General features: G+C 70.6%; 10 protein-coding genes and 2 pseudogenes. 6 read left to right on the forward strand and 6 right to left on the reverse strand.

Features of this window, described 5'->3' with window-relative positions; genetic code table 11:
• Positions 1-157: 157 nt before the first annotated feature.
• The 5 genes from polX to ACZ6I1_RS27890 all read left to right on the forward strand — a co-directional run bounded on the left by polX (position 158) and on the right by ACZ6I1_RS27890 (position 5563).
• The gene (gene polX / locus ACZ6I1_RS27870) at positions 158-1885 is read left to right on the forward strand and encodes a DNA polymerase/3'-5' exonuclease PolX (protein ID WP_469291668.1); all 1728 of its coding nucleotides are present in this window, start codon (positions 158-160) and stop codon (positions 1883-1885) included.
• Positions 1886-1968: 83 nt separating this feature from the next.
• Positions 1969-2535: a hypothetical protein gene (locus ACZ6I1_RS27875; RefSeq protein ID WP_469291669.1), complete on the forward strand. Its 567-nt coding sequence runs from the start codon at positions 1969-1971 to the stop codon at positions 2533-2535.
• Positions 2536-2631: 96 nt separating this feature from the next.
• Positions 2632-3939, forward strand: a complete 1308-nt coding sequence (locus ACZ6I1_RS27880; RefSeq protein ID WP_469291670.1) for a tyrosinase family protein — start codon at positions 2632-2634, stop codon at positions 3937-3939.
• 1 nt (position 3940) lies between these two features.
• Positions 3941-4441 (forward strand): hypothetical protein, encoded by a 501-nt coding sequence (locus ACZ6I1_RS27885; RefSeq protein WP_469291671.1) that lies wholly within the window; start codon positions 3941-3943, stop codon positions 4439-4441.
• Positions 4442-4486: 45 nt separating this feature from the next.
• Positions 4487-5563: a ferritin-like domain-containing protein gene (locus tag ACZ6I1_RS27890; protein ID WP_469291672.1), complete on the forward strand. Its 1077-nt coding sequence runs from the start codon at positions 4487-4489 to the stop codon at positions 5561-5563.
• 82 nt (positions 5564-5645) lie between these two features.
• Here ACZ6I1_RS27890 and ACZ6I1_RS27895 read toward each other — a convergent pair whose 3' ends face one another.
• From ACZ6I1_RS27895 to ACZ6I1_RS27910, 4 genes and pseudogenes are all read right to left on the reverse strand, one after another.
• Positions 5646-6452: a hypothetical protein gene (locus tag ACZ6I1_RS27895; protein ID WP_469291673.1), complete on the reverse strand. Its 807-nt coding sequence runs from the start codon at positions 6450-6452 to the stop codon at positions 5646-5648.
• Positions 6449-6982 carry a SigE family RNA polymerase sigma factor gene (locus ACZ6I1_RS27900; protein WP_469291674.1) on the reverse strand — a complete coding sequence of 178 codons (534 nt, stop codon included), beginning with the start codon at positions 6980-6982 and terminating at the stop codon, positions 6449-6451. The genes ACZ6I1_RS27895 and ACZ6I1_RS27900 overlap by 4 nt, the downstream gene beginning before the upstream one ends.
• 103 nt (positions 6983-7085) lie before the next feature.
• The gene (locus ACZ6I1_RS27905; RefSeq protein ID WP_469291717.1) at positions 7086-8030 is read right to left on the reverse strand and encodes an expansin EXLX1 family cellulose-binding protein; all 945 of its coding nucleotides are present in this window, start codon (positions 8028-8030) and stop codon (positions 7086-7088) included.
• A 192-nt stretch (positions 8031-8222) separates the two neighbouring features.
• Positions 8223-8549, reverse strand: a pseudogene (locus ACZ6I1_RS27910) (AraC family transcriptional regulator); the annotation flags it as partial.
• 268 nt (positions 8550-8817) lie between these two features.
• Between ACZ6I1_RS27910 and ACZ6I1_RS27915 the strand changes: the two are divergent.
• Positions 8818-9397 (forward strand): annotated as a pseudogene (locus ACZ6I1_RS27915) (phytanoyl-CoA dioxygenase family protein); the annotation flags it as partial.
• Between the two features lie 53 nt (positions 9398-9450).
• On the opposite strand, the gene mmsB reads toward ACZ6I1_RS27915, so the two are convergent.
• The gene (mmsB, locus tag ACZ6I1_RS27920; RefSeq protein WP_469291675.1) at positions 9451-10686 is read right to left on the reverse strand and encodes a multiple monosaccharide ABC transporter permease; all 1236 of its coding nucleotides are present in this window, start codon (positions 10684-10686) and stop codon (positions 9451-9453) included.
• A gap of 3 nt (positions 10687-10689) precedes the next feature.
• Positions 10690-12237: a multiple monosaccharide ABC transporter ATP-binding protein gene (gene mmsA, locus ACZ6I1_RS27925; RefSeq protein WP_469291676.1), complete on the reverse strand. Its 1548-nt coding sequence runs from the start codon at positions 12235-12237 to the stop codon at positions 10690-10692.
• Positions 12238-12322: the final 85 nt, after the last annotated feature.

Genomic DNA, 12322 nt, shown 5'->3' on the forward strand with positions numbered 1-12322 from the left:
GCCCGCGTACTGGACGTACGTGGGCTTTCGGCCGGTGCGGCGAGAGTGCGTGCCGGGCATCGCGACGCCGCGGACCTCCGTCAGACACCCCCTAGTGCCGGGTCCCGCAACGTCTGCCCGTCGCGACGCCCGGGGCCCGCGGGGGCACCCTGGAGACATGGCCCGAGCCAACGACGAGGTCGAGGCGCTCCTCCAGGAGTACGCCGACCTCATCGCGATCCGCGGCGGGGAGGCCTTCAAGGCGCGCGCCTACGAGAAGGCCGCCCGCGCCGTCGGGGGCTACCCGCAGGACGTCTCGACGCTCGACGCCAAGGGCCTGCGGGAGATCCCCCACGTCGGCACGTCCGTCGCCGACAAGATCATCGAGTACCTGCGCACCGGACGCATGCCCGCCGTCGACGAGGCCAGGGCCTCCGTACCGGCCGGGGTGCGCGAGCTGGTCGCGATCCCGGGGCTCGGCCCCCGCAAGGCCATGCTGCTGTACGAGGAGCTGGGCATCACCTCGGTCGACCAGTTGACCGAGGCCATCGGGCAGGAGAGGCTGCGCGATCTGAAGGGCTTCGGCGAGCGGACCGAGGCCAACATCCTGCACGGCATCTCGGTGCTCCAGAAGGCCGGCGAGGGCCGCATCCTGGTCAGCGCGGCCATGGAGGTGGCCGAGCAGCTCGTCGCCGAGCTGTCGGCGATCCGCGGCTGCGTCCGGTGCACGTACGCGGGGTCCCTGCGCCGCATGAGGGAGACCATCGGAGACATCGACATCCTGGTGGCGGCCCGGCGTTCGGCCCCGTTCATGGACGCCCTCACCGCCCACCCGCGCACGGCCGAGGTCATCGCCCACGGGGAGAAGAAGACCTCCGTCCGCACCGCCACCGGCCTCCAGGTGGATCTGCGGGTCCTGCCGCCCGCCTCCTGGGGCGCCGGACTGCAGTACTTCACCGGCTCCAAGGCCCACAACATCCGCACCCGGGAGCTCGCGGTCCGCCAGGGCCTCAAGCTGTCCGAGTACGGGCTCTTCGACGCCGAGAGCGGCGAGAGCCTCACCTCCGAGACCGAGGAGGCGGTGTACGCCCGGCTCGGGCTGCCCTGGATCCCGCCGGCGCTGCGCGAGGACCGCGGCGAGATCGCGGCCGGGCTGCGCGGCGAACTCCCCGACCTGCTGACGGAGAAGGACATCCGCGGCGATCTGCACACCCACACCGACCTCACCGACGGGCTGGCGCCGCTCGAGGACATGATCGAAGCCGCTGCCGCCCGCGGCTACGCGTACTACGCGGTCACCGACCACGCCCCGAACCTGTACATGCAGCGCATGACCAGCGAAAAGATCCTCGCCCAGCGCGAGCGGGTCCGCGCCCTGGACGGCGCGCACCACACGATGCGGCTGCTGCACGGCACGGAACTCAACATCGGCCCGGACGGCACCCTGGACTGGCCCGACGAGTTCCTCGCGGAGTTCGACCTCTGCGTGGCCTCCGTCCACTCCCACTTCAACCAGAGCAGGCAGGAGCTCACCCGCCGCCTCGTCCGCGCCTGCGAGAATCCGCACGTCGCCGTCATCGGCCACCCCACGACCCGCCGGATCGGCAAGCGCCCGGGCATCGACGCGGACTTCGACGCCGTCTTCGAGGCCTGTGCCCGCACCGGCACGGTGCTGGAGATCAACGCGCATCCCGAGCGGCTCGACCTGTGCGACGAGGACATCCTGCGCGCGAAGCGCCACGGCGTGAAGTTCGCCGTGAACTCCGACGCGCACGCCACCACGCACCTGCCGTACATGCGCTACGGGGTGGCCACGGCCCAGCGCGGCTGGCTCACCAAGGACGACGTCGTCAACACGTGGCCGCTGACGAGGCTGCGCAGGTTCCTGGCCCAGAAGGCCGCATGACGGTGGTCCGTAGGGGGAGCACCGCCCCGGCCGTTGAGTGCGTCGCGCCCTCCGGCCGGCCGAGAGGGGAATGCTGGCTTTCCATGGACGACATGGTTGACAGGGGCGCGCACCTGGCGGGCTCCGCACGAGGGTGGCTCACCGTTCAGCTGTCGGTGCTGGGGTTCGTGGGGCTGTGCGGTGCCCTGAAGGGCGGTGGCGCGTCCACCGCGCCGAGGGGCATCGAGGTGCTGGCGGGCGTGCTGATCCTGCTCGCGCTGGCCCTCGCCTGCTTCGCCACGTGGCTGGTGGCGCGGGTCGCCTGGCCGCTGGAGCCGGAGGCAGGGGCCGGTACGGACCGGAGCGGACGGCGGTTGCGCACGGGCATCGCGCTCACCTTCGTGGCGGTGGGGCTGGTGGCGGTGGCGGCCACGTCGTCCTGGTGGCCCGCGGAGCCGGGCGCGGGCGCCGGCGGCACGGAGGGGCTGGTCGACGTCACGACCTCGGCGGGCACCTGGTGCGGAAGGCTGGGCTCCGGCGGCGACGGCGTGGTCCGGCTGAGCGTGGCGGGCCGGAGCGTCGACATCCCGGTCAGCAGCATCGCGGCACTGACCCCGGCGTCCGCCTGCTCATCGGCAGCGCGATCGGGCGGGGCGCCGGCGGGGCGGTGAAGGCCGCGGGCCGGCGGCGCGCCCACGTTCGGGCTGACGTCCCCCCGGTCCGCCGCCGCCTCCTCTACCTTCGCCCAAGAAACGGAGGCAGCGGTGATGAACAAGCGCCAGGACATCAATGCGCTGGGTTCCACGCAACTGAACGACTACGTCCACGCCCTCGGCATCCTGCGCGCGCGGTCGGCCGCGAACCCCGACGATCCCGCGGGCTACGCATTCCAGGCCGCTCTGCACAATGACCTCCTCGTCGGCGGATGCGAACACGGGAACGACATGTTCCTCCCGTGGCACCGGGCCCACCTGCACTACTTCGAGAAGCTCCTGCAGGAGGCCGACCCGCCCAGGACCACGAACGTCACCATCCCCTACTGGGACTGGATCCACCCCCAGGCGAGCGGACTGTTCCCGCCGCCCTTCGACGAGCCCGAGCTGTTCTCCCCGGACCGCAACACGGACCCGGCGACCGCCCTGCCGCCCGACACCCTGAAGATCGTCACGACGGTGACCGATCCGAACCAGTTCGGCGGATACCCCGAGGACCACCCGACGGGCGACTACGGCGATCTGGAAATCGGCCCCCACAACTACATGCACACCCACTTCATCGGCGGCTTGATGGGGCATCCCTCCGAAGCGGCCCTGGACCCCCTCTACTTCAGCTTCCACTGCTTCATCGACCTGCTCTGGGCGCAGTGGCAGCACCGGAACGGGTACCCGGCCGCCACCTCGCCGGACAACGAGCTCCGCGGGTTCCTGGACAAGCCCCTGCACCACGTCTCGGAGTTCCAGAAGACCGAGGACCTGGGCTACACCTACGCGTACTCCGACCAGCTCAAGGCCGCGTTCGCGGTGCCGTCGCCGCCGCTCCCGCCCGCCGGCGACCTGGTACGGGCGCAGTCCCTGGCGGCGGTCTCCGACGCCGGCCTCACGACGGAACTGCGGCGGCACGGGCATGTGCAGTTCCGCCTCGCGAGGCCGCCCGAGTCCGACGGAAGGATCGTCGTACGACTGGAGCAGCTGAAGGTACCGGTGACCGGAAGTTACCTGCTGCGGGGCTTCGTCCATCCCGACGACGTGGAATTCCGCCGTGACGACGAGGACTTCGCCAAAAAGTTCGGCGTCGGCTACGTGTCCATGTGGCGCAGCCACGAGGACTCCCACCACGGCGGCCACGGGGGCCACCACGGCCCCGGTGGCCACGGAACGCGGCCGCTGCACCCGACGTCCTCCACCGTCCGCTTCGACGTGACGTCCGTGCTCGCCTCCGCACCCGATGCGGCCGCGAACCATGTGCTGACGCTCCAGTACGTCCCGTCCCGGTTCAATCCCGCCCCGACCCAGCCGCCGACGGACCTCGTCACGGAAGTGAAGCTGAGGGACGTGCTGATGGAGGTATACGGCTAGCATGCGCACGCCCGTCTTCGAACTCCACATCCGCCCCATGTTCCGGGCCACCGACCGCGAGCACATGATGTCCAGCGTCGACCTCTGGGACTACGAGGCCGTGGTGGCCCAGGCCGACGACATCCTGACCCGCCTGGAGAACGACATGCCACCCGTCAGCCACGGGGGACTGTGGCCCCAGGAGTGGATCGATCTGTTCAGACGCTGGAAGGACGGCGCCCGCAAACGGCTCGAGCTCGGCACGGCGACCTACACCTTCAACCAGACGCCGATCGCCGTGACCATCGCGGCGGCCGGCACCTTCCCGGCCGCCGGCTGCAAGGGCTGGCTGCAGCTCGACAGCGAGACGGACTCGGCGAAGACCTACGGCCTGTACGTGGAACGGCCCGACGCCCCGGTGTCCGGCACGCCGGCCGCCTTCACCCTCAAGGAACGCTACCGCGCCACCGACACCCGGTCCGTCTTCGTCCGCGATGCGACGGGTCTGCGGCAACTGCACTGAAACGGCCGTCTCTTGTGATGCGGCCGCGAGGAGAAGGAGTGTCCCGTGACTCAAGCTCTCGCCTACGAGAGCAAGGCGATCGTCGCCTTGATGGGCCTGCCCGAGACGCAGCGAGACGGACAGTGGCTGCAGGACGCCTTGCAACAGGCGATCATGCTGGAGCTCGCGACCCTCCCTCCGTACCTCTGCGGCCTGTGGTCGCTCAAGGACCCGGAGAGGGACAAGGCCGTCCACGATGCCGTCTTGACGATCGTCATGGACGAGATGTCGCACATGGGGCTGGTGTGCAACATGCTCACCACCATCGGCGGGACTCCGCGCATCGCCCACCCCGACCTGGTTCCGAAATATCCCGGCCCGTTGCCCGGGGGCGTCCGACCCCTGCTCTCGGTGTTCCTCACCGGGCTGAACAGCGTTTCCCTCGACATGTACTGCCAGATCGAACGGCCCGAGGACCCCGTCGCCGAGTTCGAGGAACCCACCACGTCGATCGGGGCCTTCTACAGCGCCATCCGGCACGCGTTCAAGCAGAGCCCCGGCCTGATCCAAGGCCACCGGCAGCTCGAACGGGAGATGGCGAACGCTCACGGCACGGGAAACAGCCTCGTCCCGCTCTCCACACCGAAGGCCGTGGACGACGCCCTCCAGGTCATCATGGAGCAGGGCGAGGGAAGCCACAGCTCACCCAGGAACCCCTTCTTCGGCAGGGAAGGCGAACTCGCCCACTACTACGAGTTCCGCCAGATCCTGCTCGGCAAGAAGCTGGTAGAGGTGCCGACGGCTCCCGAAGGGTGGGCTTACCAGGGCGATGCCATCGTGATGCCCGAGGTCCACCGGATGGGGACCGTGCCCAAGGGCGGCTGGGCACAGGAGCCGGCGTACCGCCCCGATACGGCGGTGCAGAACCTGCTCACACGATTCAACCAGCGCTACAGCGAACTGCTGCGATGGCTGGAGAGGACGTGGCAGACGGACGATCCGCAGGAGGCGAACGACGCCCTCGCGGAAGCCGAAGCGACGATGCGGAGCCTGGCGCATCCTGCCCGGTCGCTGATGCAGCACGAGCTGCCGGACGGCAGCGGGCAGACGTACGGGCCCGAGTTCCTGTACGTCCCGGGCTGACCGGGCACCGATGGGGGTTCCGGGAGCCGCCCCGGGACGCGGACAGCCCCGTCGAGGCCGCCGCGCCCGGTGCCGGTCGCGGTCATCGGGACGGCACGAAGCCGCCCCAGACCGCGTGGGCGCCACGGGGCGCGGTGGCGTCGACGCGGTAGGTGTCGTTCCTGGCTTCGCGCTCGCCGGTGGCGTGGTTGTACTGGCCGGCGAAGACGTGCTGTCCGGCCGGTACCGTGCGGCCCGGCTTGAGGGTCCAGCGGTAGACCACTGCCGCGCCCTCGTCCTGCACGGTGACGGTGAAGTCCTCGGGGGGCAGGGTCCGCCAGCCACCGGTGCTCTGCACCCCGCCGGTCTGCGCGATCCGCAGTTCCAGGGTGAGCGCGGTGAGCGGCTGCGTGGTCTTGAGGGTGACGTTGCTCTGTGCCCAGTAGATGCTGCTGCTCGCGGCCAGGGAGCCGGCCGACCACAGCGGCCCGTCCTGGACGCGGGCGCCGCCGGGCCGGGCCGGGCCCGCGCCGCCCGATGCCGCCGGGCCGGGGCTCGTCGAGGGCGAGCGGTCCGGCGTGGCCGGGCTGCCGGTGGCGGGCGCCGGCTGCGTGGCGCGGGGGGAGCCGGTCGCGGACGGCGCGGAGGGCGCGGAGGGGGTGGCGGCGGGGACCGGCTGCGGCGGCGGGGACCGGACGATGGCGGCGACGGCGAAGCCGCCGACCGCCAGGATGCCGGCCGTGGCGAGGGAGGCGAGGGCGACCCCGGGCCATGACCTCACGCCCGACCGCTCACGGTGTCGGGCGGGGGCGCCGGACATACCGCGTTCCACGCGTGCCAGGATCCGGGCGCGGTCGGGCCGGTGGGCCTCGGCGGCTCCGCGCAGCCGCTCGGTGAGCTCCTCGTTCAACGGTTCCTCCTCCCCGCCAGCAGTTTCCCGGATGCTCCCGTGCTGCCCAGCATCCGTTCCAGTTCGGCCATCCCCTTCGAGGTCTGGCTCTTCACCGTACCGACCGATATTCCGAGCGCGAGCGCGGTGTCCTTCTCCGAGAGGTCGAAGGCGTGCCGGAGGACCACGCACGCCCGCTTCCGGAACGGCAGCCGGGCCAGGGCGGTGCGTACGTCCACCACCGCGGCCACGTCCGGACCGTCCGCCGGCTCCGGGCCTCGGGACCAGAACAGGGCGATCCGGCGGCGCTCGCGCACCGCGCTGCGGATGCGTGAGCGCGCCAGGTTGGCGACCACGCCACGGGCGTAGGCGAGCGGGTACTCGGCCTTGCGCAGCCGGTCCCAGCGCTGCCACAGCGCGATCAGGGCGTCCGCGGCCAGATCGTCGGCGGCGTCCGTCTCGCCCGTCAACAGATGGGCGAACCGGGCGAGTTCGGTGTAGTGGCGTTCGAAGAAGTCGTGGAACTCCGCGGACGCGTTGTCGAGGACCATGTCCGTCGGTCGGCCCTTCCGCCATTGTTTAACGTTCACATTCCGGCGGCAGCGTACCAGCGCGCCGCACGGCCCCACGCGGTGCCCGGGCCGGTACGTGTGCTCAGCGACGGGCGAACTGGACACGGGTCGGCTGGATGACATCGGGCAGCAGTGCGGTGCCCTCGACCGTCAGCTGCTCTCCGTAGATGTCGGTGATCCTCACCGCGCGGCCGCACCCGCTGCCGTCGGTGGAGAGGAAGTAGTTGTAGTCGGTACGGGGCAGCTGCCGCCAGCCCTTGGTCGTGCGGGCCTCGAGCCGCACGACCGGATTCCGGTGGTCGATCACCTGGATCCCGCACCAGTGGGGGCTGGACCCGGTCTTGTACCGGAGGGAGAGCGGGCCGGACGTGCTGGGGCTCAGCAGGCTCCAGGTGATCGGGATGCGGCCGGCCTTGAGGTCGGCCAGTTTCGCGAAGGCCTGTTGGCTGAGGTCCAGTTGGCCGGGCGCGCAGGGCAGCGGGCACTCGTTGGTGATCCGGACCGTGATCGAGGCGCCGTTCGCGGCGCGGACGAGCACGTACGCGCCGCACGCCCTGGACGTCTCGTAGTCGGTGGTGTTCATCGCCGCGACCATGAGATCGGCGCTCGGGCCGAACAGGCAGGCGCCGTTGCCGTCCTCGGCCTTGTAGGCGGTGGCGACGCCCTTGTAGGTGGTCTTGGGCTGGATGCGTCCTGCCGACGCCGCCGTGGCGGACTTCGCCTCCGCGGTTTTCGATGCCGAGGGCTCTGGCGTCGCGCCGGGCGTACCCGCGGTCGCGGACGGGGTTCCCGCCGTCTGCGGTGCGTCCGAAGGGGGCGTCGCCGGGCTCGTGGGGGCCGGGGGCGCGGCTTCCCCTTGGGCGGCGACGGGGGAGGCCGCGGCCGCCGGAACCTCGGTCGTGGTGCCGGGGATCACGGCCATCACCAGGTAGACGAGGACGCCCGCGGTCGTCAGGGTCGCCGCCGATGCCACCATCAGCCTGTGTCTGCGCCTGCGCTGCCGCGCGGCCTGCCGTGCAGTCTGCATGTCCGTCCGTTCGAGGGTTCGGGTCGAGGTGCACTGCTTGGTTGCCGCTGCACGCGAAAAAGGTTGCCGCCGGTTTCGTACGGGTTCCTGCGAGGCACCCCGGTCGGCGCCCCGGCTACGGCGGGGACATGCGGAGAGCGTGGTGGCTTGCAGGAAATGGCGGGCCCGTTCCATGCGCCGGGCCCGGATGTAGCCGACGACCGTCTCTCCCGTGGCGGCGCGGAAGAGCCGGGTCAGGTGGTTGGGGGAGACGCCGGCCGCCGCCGCGATGTCCGGTACCGTCAGGGGTCCCCCCAGTCGCGCCTCGATGAGGGCCACTGCGGCTGCGACCGCCGGATGAACGGCAGGCCAAGCGGTCAGTGCCTGCTGCAACTGAGCGGTAAGCAAAGGTAGTTCGCGACCGGCGTGCAGGATCACCGGAACGCTGCGGGGGGTTCCGGACGAGCCCAGGCGGAGGTGGACGTACAGGTGCTGGGAGCGGCCCCGGTAGCGAGAGCGGACCTCTGATCCGGGCGGCACGAGGCTGACCCGGCCGAGGCGGATCTCATGCGCGGTGCCGGTTCACCGTCAAGTCGGCCTGGTAACCGTACAGATGGAGCTGCCAGAGGTCCGGCAGGGAGAACACGTCCACGTGCCCGGCAGGCCCGTGCACGCCGATGCCGACGGCGGCGAGGGTCGGGGGCTCGTCAAGGTGGGCGAGGGCCGTGTGCGGCCCACGCGGCGCGCGGCCGGCGGGCCTGGCGTGGCCGCCATGGAGAACAGCCAGGAACTGCTGGACTCGGTGCGGATGGCGCGGTTCGTGGCCCGCGGGTCGGTGCGCCTGGACGCGGTGGTCCCGGCGGAGATGAACGCCGAGGGCTTGGCGGTACTGGCCGACGGGGTGCCACCGGTGCCGTACGGGACGCCGCTGTCCGAGGCCTACGGGGAAGGATCCTTCGTCCGCAGGCTGCTGGAGCTTCCGCAGGTGGCAGGGGGCCCTGCGCAGCCTGGTGGGCCCGGAGCCATGGGTGGACCACCACTTCGTGCACACCCGCGAACCCCATGGCGGCGATGCTCAGCCGCTGCACGGGGATGCCATCATCGACGTCCGGCCGGACGCCTTCGACGTGCAGCTGATGTACTGTCCGCAGGCGGTGACGCTGGAGATGGGCGGAACGCTCAGCGTGCCGGGCAGCCACCTCCGGCGGATCAACGAGTCCGACACCGGCCGCTACCAGAACCTGCGGGGCCAGGACCGGCTGGTCTGGCCGGCCGGGACCGTGGTGTTTCTGCACCACGGCCTCTGGCACGGCGGCCGGCGCAACGACAGCGCCACGATGCGCTACATGTTCAAGATCCGTTTCGATCCGAGGGTGCGCCAACAACGTCGACCTGCGAGGTCTTCCGGTCCGCTGAGCGGCACGCGAGGGAGAGAGCGAGGTCAGGCACCCACCTTGCGCTTGTTGTAGACGTCGAAGCCGACGGCCGCGAGCAGGACCAGGCCCTTGATCACCTGCTGGTAGTCGGTCCCCACGCCGACCAGCGACATGCCGTTGTTCAGCACGCCCAGCACCAGACCGCCGATGATCGCGCCGAGGACGGTGCCCACACCGCCGCTCGCCGAGGCGCCGCCGATGAAGGCGGCGGCGATGGCCTCCAGTTCGAAGTTGATGCCGGCCTGCGGCGTACCGGCGTTGAGGCGTGCCGCGAAGACCAGACCGGCCAGGGCCGCGAGGACGCCCATGTTCACGAAGGCGAGGAAGACGACCCGCTTGCTCTTCACCCCGGACAGCTTCGCCGCCGCCTCGTTGCCGCCGATGGCGTACGTGTGCCGGCCGAGGATCGAGTTGCGCATCACGTAGCCGAAGCCGACCAGCAGGGCGCCGAGGATCAGCAGCACGATCGGCACGCCGTGGTAGCTGGCCAGCAGCAGGGTGAAGACCGTCACGGCCGCCGTGATCGCGCCGAGCTTCGCCAGGAACAGCCCCACCGGGAGCGGTTGCAGCCCGTACGAGACGGCCCGGCGCCGCCCGCGCACCTCCTGGAGGATCGCGACGGCCAGCACGGCGAGGCCCAGCAGCAGGGTGAGGTTGTGGTAGTCGGTGTGCGGGCCGACCTCCGGGAGGAAGCCGCTGCTGATGTTCTGGAAGTCCTTGGGGAACGGGGCCACCGACTGGCCCTGCAGGAGGATCTGGGTCCCCCCGCGGAACAGCAGCATGCCGGCCAGCGTGACGATGAACGAGGGGATCCCGAGATAGGCGATCCAGAAGCCCTGCCAGGCTCCGGCGAGGGCCCCGAGCAGGAGCGCGGCCACCAGCGCCACGGGCCACGACACCTTGTGCTCGACCATCAACACCGCCGCGGCGGCGCCGACGAAGGCGGCGAGCGACCCCACCGACAGGTCGATGTGCCCGGCGATGATGACGATCATCATGCCGATGGCCAGGATGAGGATGTAGCCGTTCTGCTGGATCAGATTGGTGATGTTGAGCGGCTGGAGCAGGATGCCGTCCGTCCAGAACTGGAACAGCAGCACGATCAGCGCCAGCGCGACGAGCATGCCGTACTGGCGCACGTTGCCGCGCAGCGCACGGCCCAGTACGGCGCCGGACGACGGGCGTCGCCCGGGCATCGGCGTGCCGGGCTCGGTCTCTGGGGTGGTCTCGGTCGTGGCCATGCCTCACACCTGCTTGTCGGGGAGTGCCGCGCTCATGGTCATGAGTCGCATGAGGGATTCCTGGGTGGCGTCCGCGCGGTTCACCTCACCGGTGATCCGGCCCTCGGCCATGGTGTAGATGCGGTCGCACAGCCCCAGGAGTTCGGGGAGTTCGGAGGAGATGACGAGTACCGCCTTGCCCTGGGCGGCGAGTTCGGCGATGACGGTGTAGATCTCCGCCTTGGCGCCGATGTCGATGCCCCGGGTGGGCTCGTCGAGGATCAGCACCTCCGGCTCCGCGAAGATCCACTTGCTGAGGACGACCTTCTGCTGGTTGCCGCCGCTGAGCTTGCCGGTCTCCGCGAACACCGAGGGGGCCTTGATGTTCATGGTCCGCCGGAAGGATTCGGCGGCCCGGGTCTCCTCGTGCCGGTCGACCCAGCCCCGCCGGGCGACCTTGCCGAGGGCGCTCAGCGAGATGTTCCGGCTGATGTCGTCGATGAGGTTGAGGCCGAGCTGCTTGCGGTCCTCGGTCACGTACGCGATGCCGTGCCCGATCGCCTCCGGCACCGTCCGGGTACGGATCTCCCGGCCGTGCAGCCGCACCCGGCCGCCGGTCCACCGTCCGTACGAGCGGCCGAAGACGCTCATGGCCAGTTCGGTGCGGCCGGCGCCCATGAGGCCGGCGATGCCGGCGATCTCGCCGCGGCGGACGTTCAGCGAGGCGCCGTCGACCACGCTGCGCCGGTGGTCGATCGGGTGCCGGACGCTCCAGTCCTCGATTTCGAAGGCGACCTCCCCGATCTCCCGGGTGCGCTCGGGGTAGCGGTGCTCCAGGTCGCGGCCGACCATGCCGCGGATGATCCGCTCCTCGGAAATGCCCTCGGAACCGATCATGAGGGTCTCGATGGTCCGTCCGTCGCGCAGGATGGTGACGGAGTCGGCGACCCGGGCGATCTCGTTCAGCTTGTGCGAGATGAGGATGCAGGAGATCCCCTGCGCCTTGAGCTCGAGGATCAGGTCGAGCAGCTTGCGGCTGTCCTCGTCGTTCAGGGCGGCCGTCGGCTCGTCCAGGATCAGCAGCTTGACCCTCTTGGCGAGCGCCTTGGCGATCTCCACCAACTGCTGCTTGCCCACGCCCAGGTCGGCGATCCTGGTGTGCGGGCTCTCGTCGAGTCCGACCTGGCGGATCAGTTCGGCGGCGTGGGTCATCGTCCGGTGCCAGCTGATGACGCCCCGGGTGGCGTGCTCGTTGCCGAGGAAGATGTTCTCGGCGATGGAGAGGTACGGCACCAGCGCGAGTTCCTGGTGGATGATCACGATCCCGTGCTGCTCGCTGGCCCGGATGTCCCGGAACCGGCAGGGGGCGCCCTCGAAGCGGATCTCGCCCTCGTAGCTGCCGTGCGGGTGGACCCCGCTGAGCACTTTCATCAGGGTGGACTTGCCGGCGCCGTTCTCACCGCAGACGGCGTGGACCTCACCGGCGGCGACGCTCAGATTGACCTCGGAGAGCGCCTTCACACCGGGGAACGACTTGCTGATCGACCGCATTTCGAGAACGGGTCCGGCCATGGCTGTGCATCCGTATCGTTCGGGGCGGTGCGGTGCGCGGGTGATCACCCCCGGCATCGCACCGCCGGTTCGGCTCCGGGCCCGG

The sequence above is a fragment of the Streptomyces sp. NPDC046303 genome, from assembly GCF_055588085.1.

Coding starts and splice junctions, on each gene's coding strand:
- polX (WP_469291668.1), top strand. CDS start 158: ATGGCCCGAGCCAACGACGAGGTCGAGGCGCTCCTCCAGGAGTACGCC.
- ACZ6I1_RS27875 (WP_469291669.1), top strand. CDS start 1,969: ATGGACGACATGGTTGACAGGGGCGCGCACCTGGCGGGCTCCGCACGA.
- ACZ6I1_RS27880 (WP_469291670.1), top strand. CDS start 2,632: ATGAACAAGCGCCAGGACATCAATGCGCTGGGTTCCACGCAACTGAAC.
- ACZ6I1_RS27885 (WP_469291671.1), top strand. CDS start 3,941: ATGCGCACGCCCGTCTTCGAACTCCACATCCGCCCCATGTTCCGGGCC.
- ACZ6I1_RS27900 (WP_469291674.1), bottom strand. CDS start 6,982: ATGGTCCTCGACAACGCGTCCGCGGAGTTCCACGACTTCTTCGAACGC.
- ACZ6I1_RS27905 (WP_469291717.1), bottom strand. CDS start 8,030: ATGCAGACTGCACGGCAGGCCGCGCGGCAGCGCAGGCGCAGACACAGG.
- mmsB (WP_469291675.1), bottom strand. CDS start 10,686: ATGGCCACGACCGAGACCACCCCAGAGACCGAGCCCGGCACGCCGATG.
- mmsA (WP_469291676.1), bottom strand. CDS start 12,237: ATGGCCGGACCCGTTCTCGAAATGCGGTCGATCAGCAAGTCGTTCCCC.